The sequence below is a fragment of the Geopsychrobacter electrodiphilus DSM 16401 genome, assembly GCF_000384395.1.
Taxonomy (GTDB): Bacteria; Desulfobacterota; Desulfuromonadia; order Desulfuromonadales; family Geopsychrobacteraceae; genus Geopsychrobacter; species Geopsychrobacter electrodiphilus.
Genome location: NZ_ARWE01000001.1, coordinates 2,208,472 through 2,232,334 on the forward strand (window position 1 = coordinate 2,208,472; position 23,863 = coordinate 2,232,334).

Annotated in this window: 18 protein-coding genes and 1 tRNA gene; 12 read left to right on the forward strand and 7 right to left on the reverse strand. The window is 52.7% G+C overall.

The genetic code is table 11. The features are described from left to right. The first annotated feature begins 158 nt into the window (after positions 1–158). Complete coding sequence (gene purB / locus D888_RS0110430; protein ID WP_020676499.1) at positions 159–1,514, forward strand: adenylosuccinate lyase; 1,356 nt, start codon at positions 159–161, stop codon at positions 1,512–1,514. A gap of 311 nt (positions 1,515–1,825) precedes the next feature. Here the strand turns inward: purB and D888_RS21365 are convergent, their stop codons facing one another. Continuing rightward, positions 1,826–2,725: a selenium metabolism-associated LysR family transcriptional regulator gene (locus D888_RS21365; protein WP_020676500.1), complete on the reverse strand. Its 900-nt coding sequence runs from the start codon at positions 2,723–2,725 to the stop codon at positions 1,826–1,828. Positions 2,726–2,828: 103 nt separating this feature from the next. Between D888_RS21365 and D888_RS0110440 the strand changes: the two genes are divergently transcribed. Next, entirely contained in the window at positions 2,829–3,842 is a 1,014-nt protein-coding gene (locus D888_RS0110440) for a transglutaminase-like domain-containing protein (protein WP_245555009.1), read from the forward strand. A 95-nt stretch (positions 3,843–3,937) separates the two neighbouring features. Here D888_RS0110440 and D888_RS0110445 read toward each other — a convergent pair whose 3' ends face one another. The 3 genes from D888_RS0110445 to D888_RS0110455 are packed head-to-tail and all read right to left on the reverse strand — an operon-like array spanning position 3,938 to position 5,812. Then, positions 3,938–4,321, reverse strand: a complete 384-nt coding sequence (locus D888_RS0110445; protein WP_020676502.1) for a desulfoferrodoxin — start codon at positions 4,319–4,321, stop codon at positions 3,938–3,940. Positions 4,322–4,339: 18 nt separating this feature from the next. Next, positions 4,340–4,912, reverse strand: coding sequence for a rubrerythrin (gene rbr / locus D888_RS0110450; RefSeq protein WP_020676503.1), 573 nt, complete (start codon positions 4,910–4,912; stop codon positions 4,340–4,342). Positions 4,913–4,960: 48 nt separating this feature from the next. Further along, on the reverse strand, positions 4,961–5,812 hold the full coding sequence (locus tag D888_RS0110455; RefSeq protein WP_020676504.1) for an alpha/beta fold hydrolase: 852 nt from the start codon (positions 5,810–5,812) through the stop codon (positions 4,961–4,963). A gap of 185 nt (positions 5,813–5,997) precedes the next feature. Between D888_RS0110455 and ilvA the strand changes: the two genes are divergently transcribed. Then, positions 5,998–7,506, forward strand: coding sequence for a threonine ammonia-lyase, biosynthetic (ilvA, locus tag D888_RS0110460; protein ID WP_020676505.1), 1,509 nt, complete (start codon positions 5,998–6,000; stop codon positions 7,504–7,506). Between the two features lie 249 nt (positions 7,507–7,755). On the opposite strand, the gene D888_RS0110465 is transcribed toward ilvA, so the two are convergent. Both D888_RS0110465 and D888_RS0110470 read right to left on the reverse strand, forming a co-directional pair. Then, positions 7,756–7,956 (reverse strand): hypothetical protein, encoded by a 201-nt coding sequence (locus D888_RS0110465; RefSeq protein WP_020676506.1) that lies wholly within the window; start codon positions 7,954–7,956, stop codon positions 7,756–7,758. A 26-nt stretch (positions 7,957–7,982) separates the two neighbouring features. Further along, the gene (locus D888_RS0110470) at positions 7,983–8,210 is read right to left on the reverse strand and encodes a hypothetical protein (RefSeq protein WP_020676507.1); all 228 of its coding nucleotides are present in this window, start codon (positions 8,208–8,210) and stop codon (positions 7,983–7,985) included. A gap of 445 nt (positions 8,211–8,655) precedes the next feature. On the opposite strand from D888_RS0110470, the gene D888_RS21370 reads away from it, so the two are divergent. From D888_RS21370 to D888_RS0110485, 3 genes are all read left to right on the forward strand, one after another. Next, positions 8,656–10,449 (forward strand): YgiQ family radical SAM protein, encoded by a 1,794-nt coding sequence (locus D888_RS21370; RefSeq protein WP_020676508.1) that lies wholly within the window; start codon positions 8,656–8,658, stop codon positions 10,447–10,449. Between the two features lie 542 nt (positions 10,450–10,991). After that, the gene (locus D888_RS0110480; RefSeq protein ID WP_020676509.1) at positions 10,992–12,716 is read left to right on the forward strand and encodes an acyl-CoA carboxylase subunit beta; all 1,725 of its coding nucleotides are present in this window, start codon (positions 10,992–10,994) and stop codon (positions 12,714–12,716) included. Between the two features lie 73 nt (positions 12,717–12,789). Further along, positions 12,790–15,666 (forward strand): biotin/lipoyl-containing protein, encoded by a 2,877-nt coding sequence (locus tag D888_RS0110485; protein WP_026362334.1) that lies wholly within the window; start codon positions 12,790–12,792, stop codon positions 15,664–15,666. 97 nt (positions 15,667–15,763) lie between these two features. Here the strand turns inward: D888_RS0110485 and D888_RS0110490 are convergent, their stop codons facing one another. After that, the gene (locus D888_RS0110490; protein WP_020676511.1) at positions 15,764–17,053 is read right to left on the reverse strand and encodes a nitrite/sulfite reductase; all 1,290 of its coding nucleotides are present in this window, start codon (positions 17,051–17,053) and stop codon (positions 15,764–15,766) included. 216 nt (positions 17,054–17,269) lie between these two features. Here D888_RS0110490 and D888_RS0110495 point away from each other — a divergent pair, with 216 nt between their 5' ends. From D888_RS0110495 to D888_RS0110520, 6 genes are all read left to right on the forward strand, one after another. Next, positions 17,270–17,494, forward strand: a complete 225-nt coding sequence (locus D888_RS0110495) for a DUF2061 domain-containing protein (protein ID WP_020676512.1) — start codon at positions 17,270–17,272, stop codon at positions 17,492–17,494. A gap of 12 nt (positions 17,495–17,506) precedes the next feature. Further along, a complete protein-coding gene (locus D888_RS0110500) occupies positions 17,507–18,202 on the forward strand; it encodes a phosphoadenylyl-sulfate reductase (RefSeq protein ID WP_020676513.1) in 696 nt (231 codons plus the stop codon). Positions 18,203–18,266: 64 nt separating this feature from the next. After that, positions 18,267–19,160 carry a sulfate adenylyltransferase subunit CysD gene (gene cysD / locus D888_RS0110505; protein ID WP_020676514.1) on the forward strand — a complete coding sequence of 298 codons (894 nt, stop codon included), beginning with the start codon at positions 18,267–18,269 and terminating at the stop codon, positions 19,158–19,160. A 1-nt stretch (position 19,161) separates the two neighbouring features. Further along, positions 19,162–21,069 carry a sulfate adenylyltransferase subunit CysN gene (gene cysN / locus D888_RS0110510; protein ID WP_020676515.1) on the forward strand — a complete coding sequence of 636 codons (1,908 nt, stop codon included), beginning with the start codon at positions 19,162–19,164 and terminating at the stop codon, positions 21,067–21,069. Between the two features lie 62 nt (positions 21,070–21,131). After that, positions 21,132–21,208: transfer RNA gene (locus D888_RS0110515), tRNA-Pro, on the forward strand. 321 nt (positions 21,209–21,529) lie between these two features. Further along, positions 21,530–23,779, forward strand: a complete 2,250-nt coding sequence (locus D888_RS0110520) for an inorganic phosphate transporter (protein WP_020676516.1) — start codon at positions 21,530–21,532, stop codon at positions 23,777–23,779. Positions 23,780–23,863 lie beyond the last annotated feature (84 nt).

Genomic DNA, 23,863 nt, shown 5'->3' on the forward strand with positions numbered 1-23,863 from the left:
AAATGGGATACTGACGCGAATTTTCCAGACTGTCAACGACTGGCAAAAGTCCGGCAGTCAGTTATTAAGCACCCTGATCGTCATGCGCAACCGAAGGGGTTGCAGTTCCCTGGTTCCTTGGCTATATTTGCCGTCCGATTAATGTAAAGGAGAAACTTATGATTACCGACATCAGCCCCATTGACGGGCGTTACGCCACCAAAGTCGCCCCGCTCAGCGAGTGTTTTTCCGAATACGCCCTGCTCAAGAACCGGGTCAAGGTCGAAGTCATGTGGCTGCTCGCCCTGTGCAAGGAGAGCGGTATCCCTGAATGTCGCGCTGTCTCCTCCCGGGAAGAGGAACAGCTGCGTGCTATTGTGACCAACTTCAGCCCGGAAGAGGCCGAGAAGATCAAGAAGATCGAAGCGGTGACCAACCATGACGTCAAGGCGGTTGAATATTACCTGAAAGATCAGATTACCGGGTCTTCGCTTGAAGAGCTGTCGGAATTCCTCCACTTTGCCTGCACCTCGGAAGATATCAATAATCTGTCGCATGCCCTGATGCTAAAGGACGGCACCGCCGCCCTTAGGCCGCTGCAAGAGCAGATTATCAATACCCTTAAAGCTCTGGCACATGAGTTCAAGGATATCGCGATGCTGGCCCGCACCCACGGTCAAACCGCTTCACCGACGACAGTCGGTAAAGAGTTGGCGGTCTTCGCTGCGCGCCTCCAGAAACAGAGCAGCAACATCGCCAGGGTCGAACTGCTCGGCAAGCTCAATGGTGCGGTCGGCAATTTCAACGCCCACCTCTCCGCCTACCCGCAGGTCGACTGGACCAGACTTGCCAAAGGTGTCATCGAAAATGATCTGGGTTTGGTCCAGAATCTGTTCACCACCCAGATCGAACCGCACGACTACATGGCCGAACTCTTTGATGCCATGGCGCGTTGGAACACGATCCTCACCGATCTCAACCGCGACCTCTGGACCTACATCTCGATGGCCTATTTCGGCCAGAAGACGGTTACAGGCGAAATCGGTTCTTCGACCATGCCGCACAAGGTCAACCCGATCGACTTCGAAAATTCCGAGGGCAACTGTGGCCTGGCCAATGCCCTGTTCGGACATCTCTCTGCCAAGCTGCCCATCTCACGCCTGCAAAGAGATCTGACTGATTCCACGGTGCTGCGCAACATGGGGGTCGGTTTCGGTTACAGCATGATCGCCTACCATTCGACCATCAAAGGCTTGAGCAAGTTGAAGCTTAATGAACAGAAGCTGTGCGACGATCTCGACAACGCCTGGGAGGTCATGGCAGAACCGATCCAAACGGTGATGCGCAAGGCGGGGATCGAGAAGCCCTATGAAAAACTGAAGGAATTGACTCGTGGCCAGAAGATCGATCGCGAGACGATTCGCCAGTTTGTTGAAGGCCTCGACCTGGCTGATGAGGATAAAAAGCGCCTGCTCGCGATGAGTCCGGCGAGCTATGTCGGGATGGCGGCGAAAATTGTCGAGCTGCTCGACTGATTATTTTTGATAGTCATAAAGGATAAACACCTCCGGTTCCCCTGTGGCTCGGAGGTGTTTTTGTTTCCGATACTTACCGGGAGGGAAAGGGGCCGGCGGCGGCAGTACCCTCAGCCAATACCAAAACCATAAAACGCTCAGCTGCCCTCGACACAACCGGGGCATAATTCCGCTTAATTAAATGCGATGGTCCAACTAATAACTCCAGGAGGTAAAACGTTGACAGGACACAGTGAAGAGGACCAGGAAGGGAAACTCGTTCTACGTCCTGATCGGGAGAAACGCAATTAGAACTAAAACGGGACAGGCACCTACAGAGCCTGCCCCTTCGCCAACACCAGAGCTTTAAATCTTTGGGCTGCAACCGATAATTTAAACCCCTTTGCCTGAACCAGGTAAAAACTGCGGCGTAGCGGACCTTCGACAAGCTGAAGTGCGATCAGTTCGCCGCGTTGCAGTTCACCGGCGACGGCCAGTTTTGAGATCACCGCAACACCCAATCCAGCCAGCACCCCCTGCTTCAAAGCCTCATTGCCGCCAACTTCGGCAATTAAATTTTCGGGGAGTAACCCTTTGCCATGACTCTTCAGATGTTCTTCAAATAATTTACGCGTAGCAGAGCCCTGCTCGCGCAACAACAAAGGGACCTTGAGCAATTCTATCTCAGCAATGTACTCCCGACCAGTCCACGCGTGACCGGGGGCCACAATTAATATCAGTTCATCACCGAAACAGGGAACAGCCTCCAGTGTCTTGTCGCGCAATTCTCCCCCGACCAGGGCCAGCTCTAACTGATTATGACGAAGACCTTCCACCATTTTTGCCGTTGAGGCGATCTGTAAACTGACACCAATCTGGGGATAAAGGCAGCGAAATTCGGCAACAAGGGAGGGCAGCAGGTAGGTCCCCGGCACAGTACTCCCTCCAAGTACCAGTTCCCCGTGCTCACCAGCTGACAAAGACTTTAAGTCGGCCTCAGCCTCTTGTCGCAATGAAAATATCTTCTTCGCATAGCCCTGCAACAGCCGCCCGGAATCCGTCGGCAGGATTACACGGCCCTGGCGATTAAGTAATTGCGTACCCAACTCCTCCTCAAGCAGACGCACGGCTTCACTCAAGGTCGGCTGGGTCAGGGACATTACTCGAGCCGCTTTAGTAAACCCGCCTTCTTCGATGACGCGATAAAAAATTTCCAGCCGCCGCATATCCATAGACGATTCCTATCCTGTTAAAAGTTATTATCGATATTTTATATTGGACTATAGCAGTCGATCAAAGTATTTTCTTCCCTCCGTTCAATATAATTATAAAGAGGTGCTCTCCTTGAAAAAACTTATTTTGACCCTGATGATCTGCCTGTTTTCTCTTCCCGTTCTAGCAAAAAGCCAAACAGGCACAGTGACAATGGAATTCGACCTTTCAGCACACACTACCGGGCAAGAGGTCAAACTCTGGCTCCCCTACCCGATTTCCAGCGAATCGCAGAAAATTGACCAGATTTCATGGCACACAGATTCTGCAGAAACTGCCGTTTACACCGATAGCAAGGACGGGAATCCGATTCTTTATTCACGATGGGACGAAGACGCAAAATCCCGCAAGCTGATCCTTAAGTTCCGCGCCGAGCGGGCAGAACAGACCAGCAGCAAGTTGATTGACCAGGGAATTCCTTTAGACCAGGCAACCTTCGGTCGTTATCTGTCGGCAACCAGGCTCGGGCCGATTGATGGCCCGGTCAAAGCGTTGGCCAATGAAATTACCGCTGGCAAAAAGGGAATTCTTGCCAAAGCCCGTGCCATCTATGACTGGACCGTCGACAACAGTTTTCGCGATCCTGAGACCCGCGGCTGTGGCCTGGGCAATGTGCCGCAACTCTTAGAGCGCCCCGGCGGCAAGTGCGCCGACATCAGTTCGCTCTACGTTGCCATCGCCCGCTCGGCAGGCGTTCCGGCGCGTGAAATCCTGGGATTGCGCCTCGGCAAGGAAGACGGGACCGACATCACCGGCTGGCAACATTGCTGGGCTGAATTCTATCTGCCCGGAACCGGCTGGGTGGCTATCGATCCGGCCGATGTACGCAAGGCGATGCTCAAACAAAACCTTAATTTAAATGATCCCAAGGTCGCCAAATTGCGCGCCTACTATTTCGGCAACGTTGATCCCTACCGCATCCGCCTCTCCGAAGGGCGCGATCTGACCTTGAATCCGCCACAAGTGGGAGTGGAGATCAACTATCTGATGTACCCCTTTGCCCAGGTCGGCGGCCAGACCATCGACTGGTTGGATCCGACGACCTTCAAATACAAGATTACCTTCAACCAGGAATAATAAAAAAAGCGGGCGTCCCGTTTGGGGCAGCCCGCTTTTTTGCTTGTAAATGTTTAAAAGCCCCCTTCTTTTGGAGAAGGGACTAAATCATCATCCTATCCCTTAGCCTGCCAATGCCCATGTAAATTACAATATTCCCGCACCGACAGATTCTTGGCTCCTGAAACTTCGAACACAGCCGCAGGGGCTTCACCCGGCTTTAAAAACTGGGTGTATGACTTCCCGTCAGCAATCAGTTCGATCCATTCGATAAAGTGCTCATTCTGCATGGGATGGGGGACGCTGCCGACCTGGACTTTAACCTTGTTACCGGCAACCTCAACAACCGGCACGTGCTTTTCGGTTGCGGCGTCAGTAGTATTTTCGGTCAAGAGTGCCATGTTCTGGCCGCAGCAGGCTAGAGCCCCGGCTGCACCATGCATAACTTCTACGATGTTGCCACAGATCGAACATTTGTAAATCTCGAGTTGCTTAGCCATTGGTCAAAATTCTCCCTGTTAGTAGTTTTCGCCCAAAATTTCAAAATGATCAATCGGATGAACGCAGGCTGGGCATACCCCCGGCGCACCCGACCCCTCATGCAGATAGCCGCAATTGCGGCAGCGCCACACAACTGATTCACTACGTTTGAATACTGTACCACTCAATATATTACTGCGCAGGTCATTGTATCTTTTTTCGTGCTGTTTTTCAGCTACGCAGATCGCTCGAAAGACCTCTGCAATTGCGGGGAATCCCTCATGGTCGGCTATTTTCGCGAAAGAGGGATACAACTCCGTATGCTCAAAATGCTCTCCCGCTGCCGCCGCCGCGAGATTATCGGCAGTCGAGCCAATTATCCCGGCGGGAAACGCCGCAACAATTTCGAGTTCACCCCCTTCAAGAAAGCTGAAAAACCGTTTGGCGTGCTCTTTTTCCTGATCTGCGGTCTCCTGAAAGATCTCAGAAATCTGGACATAGCCCTCTTTGCGGGCCTTGGCCGCAAAATAAGTGTAACGATTACGCGCCTGGCTCTCGCCGGCAAAAGACTTGAGCAAATTCTTTTCCGTTTCGGTCCCCTTGATCCCCATGACATTCATCTCCTTATTCATCTGATAGTTTTCGACAACACGGCCATTTCAACCAACCGCCCCAGCTACCACATCCCCCTGCCAAAAGGAGATCAGGGCGGCAGTAACCAGCTCTGGTTCATCCTCCTGGATAAAATGGCCTGCGGTCGGAATTCTCAACAGTCGACAACCCGGAATTTCACGCTTGAGGCGCAATGAGATCTCTTCGCTTAAATAAACATCAGCCTCACCACGAATCAGCAGCACCGGAATGTGCAGCTTCCGTAACTCCCCGGCGATGCTGGTCAGGTTGCGATTATCAAGGCACCGGGCAAAATGAAGAAAAGCCTTTCTCCCGAGGGAAGTGCTTACGGGTTCACTGAAAAGCTCGAGGAGTTCAGGATCAAGGCGATCTTTGTGATACAGGCCACGACGGATGACCATTCTGAAGGCGCCAATATCAAGGGTCGACATGACAAAATGGCGAAACAGGGGGATGCGCAGGGTAGTGATCGGCTGAACCGGCCAGTAGTCATAGGCGACCGAATTTATCAGACAGAGATCGATCAGGATCTCGGGATAACGTACGGCAAGAATCTGCCCTACCCCGCCGCCAACATCATGCCCGACCAGATGGGCCCGTCTAACTCCCAACTGTTGCAGGAGCGGGACAAGACGCTCAGCATGTTCACTGAGGGAATAACCAACATCCAAGGGCATGTCAGAGCCACCGCAACCAAGCAGATCTAGGGCGATCACTCGTTTTGAGGTCGGCAATAACGGCAGGATTTTACGCCAGATAAAAGAATAGGTCGTAATGCCGTGAATCAAAACGACTGCTTCATCCCCCGCCCCTCGGTCCAACAGGGCATAGTTATATCCGCCGACGCTCACAGTTTGTATTTCAGGATGCCAGGCCATTTTTCCCCTTATTATGGCAACGCCCAACAATTCAATCCGGGGAGCCGAAGCAACCCGGTTCAACCTCAGCAAGTCTAGCTCTTGCCTGATTGTTGTCAATCCGCCGGGACTTTCTGATGAGTTCTGGCAACAGCGGTTGTTTCATGCTAAAAAAGCGGTCTTCACTTCTTTTTAAGGAGCCCGTCATGCAGAGGATGTTGCGCCAGATCCTGACCTCAAAGGTCTACGAAGCGGCGATCGAAACCCCACTCGAGGAAGCGACAGCGCTCTCCGCCCAGCTTCACAACCGGATCCTGCTGAAACGCGAAGATCTGCAGCCGGTTTTCAGTTTCAAACTCCGCGGAGCCTACAATAAGATTGCACATCTCAGCGCGACCGAAAAAGCCAAGGGCGTCATCGCAGCCTCAGCCGGAAATCACGCCCAGGGGGTCGCGTTCTCGGCGCTTAAATTAGGGCTTAAAGCCCTGATAGTCATGCCCGCCACTACCCCGGAGATTAAGGTCTGCGCCGTCAAGGCTTTAAAGGCCGAAGTGGTGTTACATGGTGACAGTTATTCGGAAGCGGCCGCGCATTGTACCAAGTTGGCAGGCCTGAACGGGATGACATACATCCACCCCTTTGATGATGAACTTGTGATTGCCGGTCAGGGGACGGTTGCCGATGAAATCATGCGTCAGAGCGCCGGTAAACTTGATGCGGTCTTTGTCCCGGTTGGTGGGGGCGGGTTGATTGCCGGGATGGCCTGCTATCTGAAAGCTCTTGACCCACATATTAAAGTCATCGGCGTCGAACCTTACGACAGTGATGCCATGTACCACTCACTCAAGGCCGGCTATCCAGTCGAACTCGACGCAGTCGGAATTTTTGCCGACGGCGTTGCGGTCAAAAAAGTGGGACAGTTCACCTTTGATCTTTGTCTGAAGTATGTCGATGAAATCATTCGGGTCAGTACGGATGAGATCTGCGGTGCGATTAAATCGGTTTACCAGGCAACCCGTTCGATTGTGGAACCAGCGGGCGCACTCGGTATGGCCGGGATCAACCAGTATGTACGTGAGCGAAAACCAGAAGGGCAAACGCTGGTCGCCATCAACTCCGGCGCCAACATGAATTTTGAACGCCTGCGCTATATCGCCGAACGCACCCTGACTGGCGAGCAGCGCGAGTCTCTGTTTGCCGTGACCATCCCAGAAAAACCGGGATCCCTGCGTCATCTATGCAGCGAAGTTCTGGAAGAGACAAATATCACCGAGTTCAGCTATCGCCTGTCAACCCGTGAAGAGGCACATATATTTGTCGGGGTCTCACTGGGTGGCAGCATCGCCCGGACCGCCTTTACCGAGCGTCTGCAGCAACAGGGATATGCCAGCACAGACCTGACCGACAACGAACTCGCCAAAACCCACCTGCGCTATATGATTGGCGGTCGCTCTCCTGAGGCCTTGCGCGAAAAGCTCTACCGCTTCTGGTTCCCGGAAAGACCAGGGGCTCTCACCCGGTTTCTGGCCGACATGGGTGCCAACTGGAATATCTCACTCTTTCAATACCGCACAATCGGTGGAGATTTCGGCCGGGTGCTGATCGGACTCGAAATTCCGGCAGAGGATGAAGCTAAATTCGCGCATTTTTTGAAGGCACTGGGCTACCGCTATGAAGAGGCAACCAGCGACCCGGCCTATCATCTGTTTCTGTGAATGACGACTGCAACGATTCGCCTGGCTGTTACGACTAATGCTGGGAATTGGTTAAGAATCAGGTGAGGACCGGATAAATTCGTGGAATTGAATAATTCCCGACATATTTATTTGATGAAAGGGTTTGGTTGAACAGTCTGGACCTGCCAATGCCTGTGGGTGCGAATGGAGAAACAGATATCACTGGACGGCCGGTATCCAAATTGATGCCGGCCATATCTTGACTGGATTGGGCATAAAACAGATTCTTTAGAAATGAATCGGTTCAAGCATATGGTTCCAGTTCTCAATTGCACCTTCAAGGCTGTCTGCTGTCGACATCCGCTGGCAGGAATCTTTGGCGCAATAGACTCCCCAATGGCTCCGTGGCGCAAATTCACAGGGACCAAAAACCTTGACCTGCCCTCCACAGCGGCAAGGAACCGCTTCATTGATTTGCAATGCTCCCATTTTCTATTTCCTCCTGGCCGTAGTCTTCAAACAGCCTGGCTATAAACCGCCCAGGGATAATCATCAGCTTCAACACATTCACTCTGAGCTTCAAGAAATGACGCCCGCTGGGTATCGACCACCACTTGAGCATGGCCATGGTTAATTGACCAACTGCTAGAGCAGACAGCACACTCAACCAGACTCTCGATAAATTGTTCTGATCTCATGTCAAACGATTTTTGTTCATAACTTCCACACACGGGACATTTCATGACAGGCTCCTTTCGCCTTATGGTTTATTTTACCTCAAAGGGTTTTATGTCTGACATTCTAGCTCCATTAAAGTTAAAGTCAAGCCGTTTTTTTTAATTTTTTCTTTATATAACAACATGTTAGCTGATATAATATTCTACTGAGCATACTTATAGTTTATTTACTGCGCTTTAAAGTATTCATGGAACACAAAAAACCACCTATACTGCTGAAATAACTTGCTATATTTCAATAAAACCGGGGTTTAATTTTAGCATATCAATATATGCCACGGATGGTCATGAGCTCCTGATTCATGCTATGGAAGAGGACAGGTCGTCAGAGAATTGTTCATACCAGAAGCCAAAGACTCACAATCACCACTGTGCCAAAAATGTCACGATAGGATCCTAATCCCTGAAAAATTTTACGCGCTATAATTTTCTTCCTACCTGCCGAGCCGACATGCAACAGCGTGGCTGGGACGAGCTGGATATCCTCCTCATCAGTGGCGATGCCTACGTTGATCATCCTGCGTTCGGTACTCCGCTGGTTGCACGTCTGCTTGAAGGCGCCGGGTACCGGGTCGGAATCCTTGCCCAACCAGACTGGAAGAATCAAGCAGCCTTCCGAACGATGGGTCGTCCCCGCCTGTTCGCCGCAATCTCCGCTGGCGCCATGGATTCGTTGGTCAACCATTACACCGCAGCTAAAAAAATCCGCCGCGATGATGCCTATACTCCCGGAAGCCGAGCCGGAAAACGTCCAAACCGCGCTGTAATTGCCTACACCGCAGCGGTCAAAGGGGCTTTTAAAGGGCTACCGACGGTCATTGGCGGGATTGAAGCCAGCTTACGCCGATTAGCCCATTACGATTATTGGGATGACCGCGTTCGGCGCTCGGTTCTGATCGACAGCAAGGCCGACCTGCTGCTTTACGGCATGGCCGAAACGGCCTTACTAGAATTGGTTGCGCGTCTGGACGCGGGGGAAGATTTCAGCGAGATCCGAGATATCCGCGGGACCGCAGTAATTTCGAATGAAATTCTTGCAGGCTGGGTCCCCCTCCCCTCCTTCGAAGAGGTTAGCGCAGATCCGCAGGCCTATAATCTGGCATTCAAATTGACCTGCGAGCAGCAGAACCCCTATTCCGCGAAGGGCTTAAGTCAAAAGCACGCCCAACGTCAGGTCCTGGTTAATCCACCTGGGCTCCCACTTTCTGAAGAGCAACTGGACCGGGTTTATGCCCTCCCCTTCACACGCCTTCCGCACCCCGATTACCAGGAGAAGATCCCGGCCTACGAGCAGATCAAGTTTTCGGTCACCAGCCATCGCGGCTGCTTCGGTGGCTGTGCCTTTTGCGCAATTACGCACCATCAGGGGAAGACCATTCAATCCCGCTCCGAAGCTTCGATCCTGAACGAAGTCGATCGCCTGACCGAGCACCCCGAGTTTCGCGGCACCCTCAGCGATGTTGGAGGGCCGACCGCCAACATGTACGGCCTGCGTTGTGGTAATCCAGCGGCCGAAAAAGTCTGCCGCCGCGGCAGCTGCCTATACCCGACTCTGTGTAAGAACCTTCAAACCGATGAGCGTCCCGCGGTACGTCTGCTCGGCAAGATCCGCGAGCGTCAAAGGGTGAACCATGTCTTCGTCGCTTCGGGGGTGCGTTACGATCTACTCCCTTTTCAACCTCAATATTTTGATGATCTACTAAAGCACCATGTCGGTGGCCTGCTCAAAGTCGCCCCGGAATCAACGGTTGACCGGGTAACGGATGTCATGCGCAAACCCGGAGCCAAAATATTCACCGATTTTTTAGATAAATTCAGGCAGCGCAGCGCACAACTCGGGCTGCGTCAGGCCATCGTCCCTTATCTGATTAGTGGCCACCCTGGCTGCACCCTGGCAGATATGGTAGAGGTCGCCCTTTATCTTAAACTGCACCGCTTGCGCGTCGAACAGGTTCAGGATTTCACCCCGACCCCGGGGAGTCTGGCGACCTGTATTTATCACACCGGCACTGACCCATTCAGCGGCGCACCCATTCATGTCCCGCTTTCAACAAAAGAGAAACGCCTGCAAAAGGCCTTGTTGCTCTATCACAAACCCGAATCCAAGCAGGATGTGCTTGAAGCCCTTCGACTATGCGGACGCGGGGATGCCCAACAACAACTCTTCAGCGAGACACGAGATCAAAAGGCTGCAGGAGTAAAGCGAACGGAAACCAGCAAAACACGACGCGCATCAAGGAAATAGAAAAACCCTCCTCTATGCAATCCGATTTTACCTTTCGGAACGGATCAGCCCACAGGTAAAATCTTTAGTCTGGCTAGAATTTTTTCTTTGTGACTCTCGATTGATTTCTGCCTTCAGGGGCTCGGTTCGAATCATCCGTTTACTTTGTTTCATAACACTTTTCACCTCATCAGAAACGGGCGCCCTTTCAATAAAGAATTTCAATCATTCCCGCTAACTTTCCTTCCACCCGAAGTCTTTTTCAGTCTGCCGCAACAACCCGATTTCACCCCCCTCTTCAAACATCAAAAGATGTTTGCTAAATCACTCCACCGCCATTCCAAAACCCGCAATTCAAAGGACATAAAAATTTTACGCTGAGTAAATATCCCTTGACAGCATGCCTCATATTTTGCTTGTTTACAGGGATATAAAAACGCCGTTTTACCTCTATGTCTAGCGATTAACAGTATTTCCAACCAGTTATGGCAGGGGAGTTATCAGCCAGCAAGACTGCCGGCAAGACTTCTGAACGCTAATTCCAATGTAAAGGGATGACCGAAATGTCAAAAACCGCAATCAAACCATCTTTAAAAAATCCGTTTGCTCCGGACGAAAAAATCGAGTTCAACATCCCCGGTGAAATTGCCGGGAAGACCGGTGCCTATGAAGAGGTGATGCAGGAGGGACACGACCTGATTCTACGTCCGATCAAGTCGGTCGCTGTTGGCCAGATTGAAAAACAACACTTTAAAAAACGGATGACGGTCTGGGAGCGGATCAAGGTTCTCACTGACGCCGAGCCGAATATTCTGTTTCAAAACTGGGGTAAAAATCTGGACGGTGCTTCGCTGGTCACCGGCATCCTGAACATAGGCGGGCGTGATGTCGCTCTCTACGGCCACGACTTTACGGTCCGCGCCGGCTCGATTGACGCCACCAACGGCAGCAAGCTGGCCAAGCTGTTCACAATGGCGGGAGAAAAGGGGATCCCGGTGATCGGCATGAATGACTCGGCCGGAGCCTTCGTGCCTGCTGGAGTCGGCGGTCTAGACGGATACGCCGAAGCCTTTACCGCCTTGCGCAAAATCAGCGGCGTCGTTCCTTCGATCATGTGCATGTTCGGCTTCAACGCCGGCGGCGGATCCTACCTGCCACGCCAGGGGAGTTTCGTCATCCAGCCCGAGGACACCTTCTTCGGCCTGACCGGCCCCGGCGTTGTCAAGTCGGTCCTGGGTGAGGATGTCACCCCGGAAGAATTGGGTGGACCCAAAGTCCACGGGGCAACCGGTGTCGCCGATCTGACCGTTTCAGATGAAACGGCGGCCCTGCGCACCGCAATCCGTCTGCTCAGCTACCTTCCCGACAATAACGGAGTAATGGCCCCTTACCAACCGACCAGCGATCCCCTGGACCGTAAAACCTGGGAGATCAACACCCTGTTCAAGAAAGCCTTCAACTCACCGACCGGCTTCAACACCCCGGTCGATGTTTCGATTGTTATCCAGCAGATTTGCGATCACGGCGACTACTTTGAACTGCAGCCGACCCGTGCCCGTGAGGTCATTACCGCCTTCGGTCGTCTCGACGGCAGCGTTGTCGGCTTCTGCGCCAACAACTCGGCGGTCTCTTCTGGACAGATCGACTGCGATTCGGCCAATAAAATTGCGCGCTTTGTGCGCTTCTGCAACCTGTACAATATTCCGATTATCTTCATCGAAGACACCACGGGTTTCCTCCCCGGGCGCGAACAGGAAGCACGTGGAATCGTACAAGCGGGCCGTTCAATGCTTGATTCGATCGTCGATGTGCGCACCCCCCGCATTCTGCTGATCCTGCGCAATGCCTACGGCGGAGCCTATGCATCATACAACAACTATCCGACCGGAGCCGATCTGGTGCTGGCCCTGCCGACCACTCGTCTGGCCGTAATGGGGCCTGCCGGTAAAGAGTTCGTCTACAAGAATGAGCTGCGCACCCTGCGAGCCGGGATGCCCGCCATGATCAAGAAGTTGACCGGCGAACGTGTCAAAGCCGGGGTGGATGGGGTCGAAGCCCAAAAGGATGCCGAAAAAGAGGCGACTGACTTCCTTAAAGCCCAGGAAGCCGCCCTAAATTTGCGCTATGAAAAAGAGTTGATGAACCCCAAAGAAGGTCTGGCACTCGGCTCGATCTCTTCACTCGTCATGCCGACCGATTTGCGCAAGGTTCTGGGAGAAAACATGAACTTCTTCCTCCGGCACTATAAGGCTGCGCCGATGCAAGGCGTCCAGCGTGAATTCCACTAAGCACGCAGGAGCCTGAAGACCTATGAAAAATCGTGATGCGTCCATAAACCCCATGGCATTGGAGATTAAAACCATGGCACAGAAAGATAACTATACTAACAACCCGCTGATCCACAGTGATCGCCGTCTCGGCCTGTCGACCTCCAAGTGGGTCAAATCCTTTACCTGTGAAAACCTTAAGCCTTTGATTGTTTGCCGCGGCCCGATTCGGATGGAAGCGATGACCGTCTACAATGAGATGGGGATCAGCCATTACGGCATCCTGCTCTCTGAGAAAGATTCGATCGTCTATCCGAACGCCCTCTCTCCCGAATTGCGTCAACTGACCGAAAACAGCCGGGTACATCGGGTCCCCGATTACTCTGGCGCTTCCAAAGAGGAGCGTGTCGAGCGGATCGGCCAGATTATCCAAATCGCCAAGGATAACGGTTATAACGCGGTCTTCGCCGGCTATGGTTTTATGGCGGAAGATGATGAGTTCGTCGCGGCCATCGAAGATGCTGGTTTGATGTTTATCGGCCCCTGTGCCGCGACCCAGCGAGCCGCAGGCAAGAAGGATGAGGCCAAGCGCACTGCTCTGACGGTAAATGTCTCAGTCACTCCGGGTATTGACAATGTCACCGCCCGGACGCTGGTCAAAAAACACCCCAGCCGCGAATCTTTGCTCGCCCTGATCAAAGCCGAAGAGTTAAAGGTTGATCCGAAGATCATCAAGGATGAGAAGCTCAGCCTCGAATCCTTGGCCGACCAGATCCTGTTTGCATCCTACGCCAAGGGAATCGATCTCTTCTCGATTGAGGAGCTCTGCAAGCAGGTTGAGGCCGAGTGTGTGGCTATGTTTAAGAACTACCCTGGCGCCCGTATCCGCCTGAAAGCGATCGGCGGCGGCGGCGGTAAGGGGCAGCGGATTCTCGGTGCTTCGCTGCTGACAAAGAAAACCCCCAGTGAAAAAGAGATCGCCGCAGCGGCCGCAGCCGCCCCGGAACTGGCGCGTGAAGTTCTGGCCGAGGTCAAGGCCAACGGAATCGGTGACAATAAAAACGTGTTGATCGAACTCAATATCGAACAGACCCGTCACAATGAAATCCAGCTCATCGGTAACGGTGAGTGGACGATTGCGCTAGGCGGCCGCGATTGCTCACTCCAGATGCATGAACAGAAGCTACTCGAGATTTCAGTCACTCAAGAAGCCCTGACCCTTGAAATCAATAAAGCCAAAAAAGCCAAGAACCAGGCGCAGGCCGAAGCCCTTGCCTCAGACCTGAAGGTCCTCAAGCGGATGGAGGAAGAATCGGAGCGTTTTGGCGTTGCCGTCGGTCTCGATTCGGCGTCAACTTTTGAGTGTATCGTCGACGGAGAACGGCACTATTTCATGGAGGTCAACACCCGTATCCAGGTCGAACACCGGGTCACAGAACTGGTTTACAGCCTCCAATTCACCAACCCCAAAGACAAAACTGACTTCTTCGTCGTCGAGTCTCTGGTCGAAGCAATGGCCTTGCTGGCGCTGCACAAAAAACGCCTCCCCCGCCCAACCCGCGTCCCTCGTTTCGGGGCCGCCGCCGAAGCGCGCCTGAATGCCACCGACTGTTCCCTCTCGCCGAGCGCTGGTGGCGTGATTCGCTACTGGTCTGCACCCATCGACGGTGAAATTCGTGACGATCAGGGGATCTGCCTCCCCAATCCGGATACCGGGCTGTTCATGAAGTACAACGTTGCCGGGGCCTACGACTCAAATATCGCGCTGTTGCTGACACAGGACGTCGATCGCGCCACGAGCTACGAACACCTCTCCAAAATTCTGCGCAATACAGTATTGCGCGGTTCCAATCTGGCGACCAACCTTGACTTCCATTACGGCCTGGTCAACTGGTTTATCGGCAACAACGTCATGGCCAAACCAACCACCCGTTTTGTGGTGCCCTATCTAACTCTGGTCGGCCGTCTCAAAGAACACGCCAGCAAGATCGATGAGGTCTTTGCCTTCTTCGCCATGAAGAAGCATTACGCCACCCTTCACGCCGACGATTCAGAGAGCAGAAAAGCCATTTCCGAGACCCTCGATCGCAAAGGGACTCTGCTGACGCGCCCGATGGAAATCCTGCTTAAGGATCCGCATCTGCTCTCCGGCTGGCTGAGCCTGAACAAACATAGTTTCAAGCTCGAAAAAGGCAAAATCACCTGGCTGCGCAACCCACTAGCTGTAATTGGTGAGACCTACGAGTACCTTAATATGATGCCTCGCGAGGATGCTCCAGCTGCTGAAGTGATCTGGGATCATGACTATCAGCTACTCTCAACTGCCCTTCAGTTTTATGCGGGTCTGCGTGACCGCTTCGGTCTCGACAAAGACGACTACCTCAAACTGACCAAGATGCTGTCTAACGACAAGCCACAGGGAAACCTCGACCAGAAGACCTGGGAACAGGTTCAGGCCGCGCATTACGGTTTCGAAGCCGGCAACGAACTCCTCGGGGTGCTCTTCTCCATCGCCGAAGCGACCGACTTTTATGCGCTTAAGGTCGAGGAAAACCTTGAAGTCACCATCCCTGAGTACCTTCACGATCCGGAGCTCCAGGCGGCGATGAAAAAAATCCTGGTGCCGCCACCAGCCACCAAGGCCGACGAAATTGTCACCCCCGGCGGCGGTATGTACTACGCTCAGGAAGCCCCAGGAATTCCACCTTTCGCCACGGTTGGTATGCACTTCGAGAAAGGACAGCCGCTCTTTATTCTTGAAGTCATGAAGATGTTCAATAAAATACCGGCCCCCTTTGCCGGGACTATTGATAAAATTTTGATCGAAAGTGGTGACGGGACCATTGTCTCCAAAGGTCAACCGATCTTCAAGATTACCCCCGATGAAAAGTTTGTTGAGACGGACCCCAAAGAGTTGGAGCGCCAGCGACGTGCAGCAACCAGTGCCGCACTGGTCACCGTTCTGCCCTAAACCCTTATTATCCTGATATAAAAAGAAGAAGCCCTGCTGGCAGTGACCAGCAGGGCTTCTTCTTTTTATAAGGGTTAAACTCAGCGACGGCTGGGCCTTAACTCAAAGCCAGCCGTTCCTCAAGTTGTGCCAATAGTTCGATCTTACTCAAGCCGGTCGCCTGAAGTTCTCCGAGTCCCGTGCCCCTCCGTACATATAAATTAAATTGTGCAACCCGTGTTTCCCCCTCGCGCCTCAAACTGCTGGGAATAATTCCGAAATCAGCCAATTGCGGCTGTGCGCAAGAATTCGGGCAGCCCGAGATGGCAAGGGAACGATTTTGCAATTTTGGGCCGAAATCCCTGCGAATCCGCAGGGCCAGATCCCGCGTGGCGCAGAGCCCCATACGGCACTCCTGGTTGCCCGGGCAAACACGCAGAGCCCCTACTTCATCTGCCTGATAAAATCCGGCGGCGGTCAGGGACTGTTGCAGAGCCGCCATATTCCCGTCAACCAGCATTTCGATATTCTGATCCGGAGTCACAAGGAACCAATCGCAACTATGCCGGGAAGCCAGCGTTACAAGTTGGTTAAGTTTCGCGGCAGGCAGTTCCCCGACAAAAATATCCAGCGCAACCCGCTGAGAAGACTCAGCCGGCAAGAGTTGTTTGGGAAAAGCATCGGAAAATCTAACCACAGGGTGCTGTTCCAGATGCTCAGTGATACGGCGACGCAGTTCTGCTTCTCCAAGTGTATTCAGCATATATTTCAGACGCCGGCCCTTTTCACCCCAGTTTTTATAGATCGCGATGATCGCTTCTGCCAGCGGGAGCAGTTCGGCTTCAATCACCCTCTCGGCCAGGATAAAACCGGCCTGAGGTTCACGGCCCAGCCCACCAGCAATCCAGACGTCATAGCGTGACTCATCGCCCTGCTCTTCGACCAGCACCAGTGCCAGATCCTGAATCAGATGACGACTCTGCGCGTATCCTGCCTCAATCGCGATTTTGAATTTTTTCGGCAATCCTTCAAAATGTGGGTTCCCGCTGAAATGAGTTAAAAAATGGCGCAGCAAAACTTGAGTCCGGCCAAATCCGGGACCGAAACTGCTGCTGCAGGAAATCCCGCGCACGGCCCCGCCACAAGCACCGCGCGAGAACAGACCGACGCTCGCCAGACCGCGATAAATCTTGCTCAAATCCCCGGCTTTTAGTCCATGGAACTCTATGCTGCCCCGGGTGGAAAGATGCAGGATCCCGCTGCCGAATCTTTCTCCAAGTTTGGCCAGGGTGCCAGCCTGCTGGGTCGAAAGAATCCCTCCCGCCAGCTTAACCCGCTGCATATATTCGCCCTGCTCATTCTGTTTATAGATCCCCTCGAGGCGCAATTTCTGTTCATCAAGCTCCATGAGTACAACTCCTCATCAATTAGTGTGGTAGGAATCTAGACTTTGTTGATCATGCTTGTCAAGTTAGTTTTTTGTCCTAATTAAAATAAATAACCACAGAATTACGGATAGTTAAAATTTACCATACAATTGGTGGTATTAGTTTAGATTTTATTGTTGACAAAAAGAGTATGTTTATATAGTTTGTATTTCACATTCGGCTAAGGGGATTTAAAGATGGAATCAAACCGTAGAAGTATTGCTAAAGCTCTCTCATGGCGCGTCCTGGCAACAATTATCACGACATGCCTCGTCTACTGGCTGACAGGCAAGGGCGAATTCGCCGCCACTGTCGGCCTGGCCGACACGCTGATCAAGTTTGCCCTCTATTTCGCGCATGAGCGGATATGGAACCGCATCGACTACGGTCGTCCGAAAACTGAGCCGGAATACTCGATCTAAAAAGGATGAGACATGAACGCAACCTCCCAAGAGCAAAACCAACCCACCGCAGAAAAGATTCTGGAACAAGGAATAATCAAAGCCGGCAGTCAGAATATTGCCATGGCCTGCTCCTTCAGTGTCGAAGACCTTATCGTCATCGACCTGCTGCGCAAGCATGCAAGCGATGTCAAATTTTTTGCCCTCGATACCGGCCGCCTGCATGAAGAGACCTACGAGGTCGCCGAAGCGCTGCTCCAGAAATACCAACTCGCGATCGAGTGGTACCTGCCCCAAACTGAGGCGCTGCAAAACCTAGAACGGGAAAAGGGACTCTTCTCTTTTCGTGAGAACGTTGGAAATCGTCTCGAATGCTGTCATATCCGCAAGGTCGAACCCTTATCCCGCGCCTTAAAAGGTCGAGCGGGGTGGATCACCGGGCAGCGCCGGGCACAAAGTGCAACTCGCGTAGAACTCGCCGGGATTGAAGTCGACGCAGCCCACGGTGGAATCATCAAAATTAATCCCCTGATTGACTGGAGCGATGCGCAGGTCTGGGCCTATGCAACAGAGCACCGCCTGCCGTTTAATCAGCTCCATGAACAGGGTTATCCGTCGATCGGTTGTGCACCCTGCACCCGCGCCATCAAACCCGGTGAAGGCATCCGCGCCGGCCGCTGGTGGTGGGAAAACCCCGAGAATAAAGAGTGCGGCCTGCATCGCCGCTGAAAAGCCGGAAATCATTTCAATTTGCACCACCGCTTATCTTGAACGATTCCAAAAAGGACGACTGATGACCCACCTTGAATTGTTAGAGGCCGAAAGTATCCACATCATGCGCGAGGTCGTTGCCGAGTTCGAAAACCCGGTGATGCTCTACTCCATCGGCAAAGACTCAGCGGTCATGCTGCACCTGGCGCGCAAGGCCTTTTATCCGGCTAAAATCCCCTTTCCGCTGCTCCATGTCGATACCACCTGGAAGTTCAAGGAGATGATCGCCTTCCGCAATAAGATGGCTGAAGATGTCGGATTCGATCTGCTGATTCACACCAATCAGGAAGGGGTCGAAAAAGGGATCTCCCCCTTTGTGCATGGCAGCGCACGCTATACCGACATCATGAAAACCGACGGTCTCAAGCAGGCGCTGGACAAGTACGGTTTCGATGCCGCATTCGGCGGTGCGCGCCGCGATGAAGAGAAATCCCGCGCCAAGGAGCGGATCTTCTCCTTCCGCAGCGCCAATCATCGCTGGGACCCTAAAAACCAGCGCCCCGAGCTGTGGAACATCTACAACGCCCGGGTCAACAAAGGGGAATCGATCCGCACCTTCCCGCTTTCAAACTGGACTGAGCTGGATATCTGGCAATATATCTACCTCGAGCAGATCCCGATCGTGCCGCTTTACTTAAGCGCCGTTCGTCCGGTGGTTGAACGCGATGGCATGTTGATTCTGATTGACGATGACCGCCTTGTGCTGCAACCGGGCGAAATCGTCAAAAACATCCCCGTCCGCTTTCGGACCCTGGGCTGTTATCCATTGACCGGCGCCGTCAAATCGATCGCTGCAACCCTTCCGGCGATTATCCAGGAGATGCTCCTGGCCCGCACCAGTGAACGCCAGGGACGTGCCATTGATCATGATCAGGCCGGTTCGATGGAGAAGAAAAAACAGGAAGGATATTTTTAAGATGACACACCAATCAGAACTGATCGCCGAGGATATTCTCGGTTACCTGAAACAGCAGGAAGAGAAATCACTCCTGCGCTTCATCACCTGCGGCAGCGTCGACGACGGCAAAAGCACTTTGATCGGGCGCTTGCTGTGGGATTCGAAGTTTATCTTTGAAGACCAGCTTGCAGCCCTGGAAGCTGACAGCAAGAGAGTCGGCACCCAGGGGGAAGAGATTGACTTCTCCCTGCTGCTCGATGGCCTGCAGGCCGAACGTGAACAGGGGATCACCATCGACGTCGCCTACCGCTTCTTTTCGACCGACAAACGTAAATTTATTGTCGCCGACACCCCCGGCCATGAGCAGTATACGCGGAATATGGTCACTGGCGCCTCGTCAGCTGATGTCGCGGTAATTCTGGTCGATGCCCGCAAAGGACTCTTGACCCAGACCCGGCGTCACAGCTATCTGGTCTCGCTGGTCGGGATCCGCAAAGTGGTACTGGCGATCAACAAGATGGATCTGGTCGCTTATGATCAACAGGTTTTTCAAGATATTTGTCGGAAATATCATGAATTTGCGGCCGATCTCGGGTTTGAGGAGATCTGCTGCATTCCGCTCTCGGCGCTTAAGGGGGAGAACATCATCTCCGCTGGAGAAAACACCCCCTGGTACCAGGGTCCGAGTCTGCTGCATCACCTGGAAACGCTGGGCCTCCCCGACAACAGCCACAACAAACCATTTCGGATGCGGGTGCAGTGGGTCAACCGGCCTAATCTCGATTTTCGTGGCTTCTGCGGCACCATCGCCAGCGGGACAATTCACCCCGGAGACCAGATTATCGTTGCATCATCAGGGAAGCAGAGCAGGGTCGCCCGCATCATTACCATTGATGGGGATCTTGATGTCGCCGTAGCCGGCCAGGCTGTCACCCTGACCCTTGAAGATGAGATCGATATCAGCCGCGGTGAGATGCTCACCGCCAGTGACAGTAAATCGGCCTCAAGTGATCGTTTAAAAGCCAAAATTGTCTGGATGCATGACCAGCATCTGTTACCCGGTCGCAGTTACCTGCTCAAGATGGGCGCAGCAACCACTCCCGTCCAGATCGCCGAGATCATCCACAAGGTCAATGTCAACAGCCTGCAGAAAGAACCAGGCAAGGCGCTGGGACTAAACGAAGTCGGTCTGTGTCGGCTGAACCTGAGCAATGTCATCTCCTGTGACTTGTACCTCGAGACCCGTATGACTGGCAGTTTCATTCTGATCGACCGGCTGACCAACGCGACCGTCGGTGCCGGTATGGTAGAAGAGATCCTGTCACCCTCTGACCGCATCCCCTGGCAGGAGATTGATGTCGACAGCGCCGCTCTGGCCGATATCAAAGGACAAAAACCGGCCGTGATCTGGATTACCGGCAGACGTCGCTCTGGAAAAACGACTCTTGCCAATATGGTGCAAAAGCACCTGCACTCCGCAGGACGTCACAGTTGCCTGTTCGATGGCGACAATCTGCGCCGCGGTCTGAACTCTGATCTCGATGATTCTGACAGCGGACAGGTTGAACACATTCGCCGAATTGGGGAAGTCGCAAAACTCGCGGCCGAAGCCGGACTGATCGTGCTGGTGGCGACCACATCCAGGTATGCCATCGAACGCAAGAGAGCCCGTGAGATTACCGGCAAAATCGATTTCCTTGAAGTTTATCTCGACAGTCCACTGGAAACCTGTATTGCGCGCTACAACGGATATGACCAGTCCCAACCAGGGACAAATCAGAGCATGCGAAATATGTCAGAAATAAGCTATGAACCGCCAAAATCGGCGGAGTTAACACTTGATGGACGACTCAATCCCAAGGCGCTTGCCGAAGAAGTTATTCAATTTCTCGAAGGGATGAACCCTTCCCCGGAGTGGATAATTTAAATAGAAAAAACCGCAAAGATTTTATTGCATCACTTAGATGATCATGGTACTTGTACCGTCCTCGGAGCGTAGCGCAGCCTGGTAGCGCGCCTGGTTTGGGACCAGGATGTCGGAGGTTCGAATCCTCTCGCTCCGACCATTAAAGAGATAAAAGGGTTAGCCGTTTTCGGCTGACCCTTTTTCGTATCTCCGGTCCCATTTCTGTCCACAAGCCAAAGACCATACGTCCTATATATCCATTGAACTCCCGTTAATGCTTCATACGCGCGCGTCTCGTCAGCAGCAAAAATGAAACTCAATCATTCAAACAGAAACCACCTCTTTATTTGTAAGCGAAATTGGGGTATGTATTCGTCCGGGGATGAACAAAGACGCCCCAAAAAAACTAACAAATAAAGGCGCGTCACTTCGCCTATTTCTTTCTATAAAATTTTCTCCTAGCAAAAGGATATCATGACGCATGAATACAGAAATTCTCATGATTGGGGTGGGCCTTCTTATTTTAATTGCGTCAGTCGACCTGATCGTCGGTGTCAGCAATGACGCAGTTAACTTTCTTAATTCCCCTATCGGTTCGCGGGTAGCCTCGCGCCGGACAATCATTTTTGTTGCCAGCCTCGGAATCCTAGCCGGAGTCACCTTCTCCAGCGGCATGATGGAAGTCGCACGCAAAGGTATTTTCCACCCCGAGTTTTTCACCATGCCTGAATTGCTGACCATATTCCTGGCGGTGATGATCAGCGATATCATTCTGCTCGACCTGTTCAACACCTACGGGCTGCCGACCTCGACCACGGTTTCGGTGGTTTTTGAATTGCTCGGCGCGGCGGTTGCCGTGTCGCTCCTGAAGATCCTTGCCGCGGGTGACAGCCTGATCGACATCGGACATTACATCAACTCAGCCAAGGCCATCGCCATCATCATGGGGATACTGCTCTCGGTCGTCGTCTCCTTTGTCTGCGGTGCCATCGCTCAGTTTCTGAGTCGCCTTCTGTTTACTTTTGACTACCAGAAGCGTGTCAGGCGCTACGGCGCCCTCTGGGGTGGGATGGCACTGACTTCGATCACCTATTTTATTCTGGTCAAAGGAGCCAAAGGCGCCTCATTCATTACCAGCGAAAATGTGGACTGGATCAAGTCCCATGCCGAACTGATCATGCTCGTCATGTTCATCGTTTCTGCGCTTCTGCTACAGATCATGCAACAACTCAAGTTCAATATCTTCAAACCCATTATCCTCATCGGCACCTTCGCCCTGGCCATGGCATTTGCTGCCAATGACCTGGTTAATTTCATCGGCGTACCTCTGGCGGGGCTCTACGCTTTCAAAGCGGCAATGGCAACAGCGGACCCCCTACACGCCACCATGGGTGCACTGGGGCACAAAATCCCTTCCAATACCCTTTACCTGCTGATTGCCGGAGGGCTTATGGTCGGCACCCTCTACTTTTCACGCAAAGCCCGAGGCGTAACCGAAACGACTATCCAACTCAGCCAGCAAGATGAAGGGATCGAGCGCTTCGAATCCATCGGCCTGTCACGGGCGATCGTACGTCTGGTTCTGCACCTGTTTGACAGTATCCGCGTTATTATTCCCAGCAGGCTGCGCATCCTGATTGCCGAGAGATTTGATACTGAAAAGGCACCAAAAGTTATTCTGCACGGCGAGCGGCCATCTTTTGACCTGCTTCGCGCCTCCGTCAATTTGATGGTTGCGAGTATTGTTATCTCCTACGCCACCGCCAACAAGCTGCCCCTTTCAACAACCTACGTCACCTTCATGGTCGCCATGGGGACCTCCTTTGCCGACCGCGCTTGGGGACGAGAGAGTGCTGTCTACCGTATCACTGGTGTGTTGACGGTTATCGGTGGTTGGTTCATGACCGCGGTCATCGCCTTTATCTTCGCCTCGATCTTCGCCTCGGTTATCTTCTACACCGAAGGAATCGGCGTTCTCCTGCTGCTGGCGCTGGCGGTGATACTGATTCTCAATGCCCATCGCAAACATCGGGCAATGGCCGAAGAGACAAAAAAAGAGACTATTTTCAATCTCAAGTCGGTCGATGACGCTCACCTGACCGTCGTGACAACCTTTAGACAGATGAGTTATCTGCTGCATGAGATCAGTGATTCCCTCGATGTGACTCTAACCGCCCTGTTCAAAAGCAATTTCGACCAGATCGGCGTACAACGCAAAAAGCTTAATAAAATTCAGCAGTGGTCGGGGATCATCAGCGCGAACATCTTCAAAGCGATGCGCCACCTGGATCAGAAGGGGGTCCCTTTAAGTCATAAGTACCCTCAAACTGTTCGCCGCCTGCAGAAACTCAGCGATGGTCACCGCGACATCGTTCTGCGCGCCTACGTCCACGTCGGCAACCATCACAAAGGGATGTTGCCCGAACAGGTTGCCGAACTGGAAGTAGTGCGTCTGCAGCTACGTGAAATCCTGCGGGAAGTCGCTGAAACCATCGGTCAAGGACAGACCATAGACCTGAAGCACCTGGTCCAAAAAGACGAAGAGCTGCGCGAATTGGCCGCCAAGTTGAACGAAAAACAAGTTGGCCGCATCAAGGACAATTCATCTAAAACCCGCCTCAGCATCCTGTACTACGGCATCATCGGCAATGCGATGATGATCTCGAAACAGAATTTGGAACTGCTGGAGATCTTCAACCACTCCTTCTCCGGGCTCAAAAAGATCGACTGAAGCGATTCCGGAATCTGAACCAGGTTGCAGAACAAGCGCTGACAATGTCATCAGTATAAGTGCTCTCAATAGCGATCACTTATC

Coding starts and splice junctions, on each gene's coding strand:
- ilvA (WP_020676505.1), top strand. CDS start 5,998: ATGCAGAGGATGTTGCGCCAGATCCTGACCTCAAAGGTCTACGAAGCG.
- D888_RS0110465 (WP_020676506.1), bottom strand. CDS start 7,956: ATGGGAGCATTGCAAATCAATGAAGCGGTTCCTTGCCGCTGTGGAGGG.
- cysN (WP_020676515.1), top strand. CDS start 19,162: ATGACACACCAATCAGAACTGATCGCCGAGGATATTCTCGGTTACCTG.
- D888_RS0110470 (WP_020676507.1), bottom strand. CDS start 8,210: ATGAAATGTCCCGTGTGTGGAAGTTATGAACAAAAATCGTTTGACATG.
- D888_RS0110485 (WP_026362334.1), top strand. CDS start 12,790: ATGGCACAGAAAGATAACTATACTAACAACCCGCTGATCCACAGTGAT.
- cysD (WP_020676514.1), top strand. CDS start 18,267: ATGACCCACCTTGAATTGTTAGAGGCCGAAAGTATCCACATCATGCGC.
- D888_RS0110480 (WP_020676509.1), top strand. CDS start 10,992: ATGTCAAAAACCGCAATCAAACCATCTTTAAAAAATCCGTTTGCTCCG.
- D888_RS0110490 (WP_020676511.1), bottom strand. CDS start 17,053: ATGGAGCTTGATGAACAGAAATTGCGCCTCGAGGGGATCTATAAACAG.
- D888_RS0110445 (WP_020676502.1), bottom strand. CDS start 4,321: ATGGCTAAGCAACTCGAGATTTACAAATGTTCGATCTGTGGCAACATC.
- rbr (WP_020676503.1), bottom strand. CDS start 4,912: ATGGGGATCAAGGGGACCGAAACGGAAAAGAATTTGCTCAAGTCTTTT.
- D888_RS0110520 (WP_020676516.1), top strand. CDS start 21,530: ATGAATACAGAAATTCTCATGATTGGGGTGGGCCTTCTTATTTTAATT.
- purB (WP_020676499.1), top strand. CDS start 159: ATGATTACCGACATCAGCCCCATTGACGGGCGTTACGCCACCAAAGTC.
- D888_RS0110500 (WP_020676513.1), top strand. CDS start 17,507: ATGAACGCAACCTCCCAAGAGCAAAACCAACCCACCGCAGAAAAGATT.
- D888_RS0110495 (WP_020676512.1), top strand. CDS start 17,270: ATGGAATCAAACCGTAGAAGTATTGCTAAAGCTCTCTCATGGCGCGTC.
- D888_RS21370 (WP_020676508.1), top strand. CDS start 8,656: ATGCAACAGCGTGGCTGGGACGAGCTGGATATCCTCCTCATCAGTGGC.
- D888_RS0110455 (WP_020676504.1), bottom strand. CDS start 5,812: ATGGCCTGGCATCCTGAAATACAAACTGTGAGCGTCGGCGGATATAAC.
- D888_RS21365 (WP_020676500.1), bottom strand. CDS start 2,725: ATGGATATGCGGCGGCTGGAAATTTTTTATCGCGTCATCGAAGAAGGC.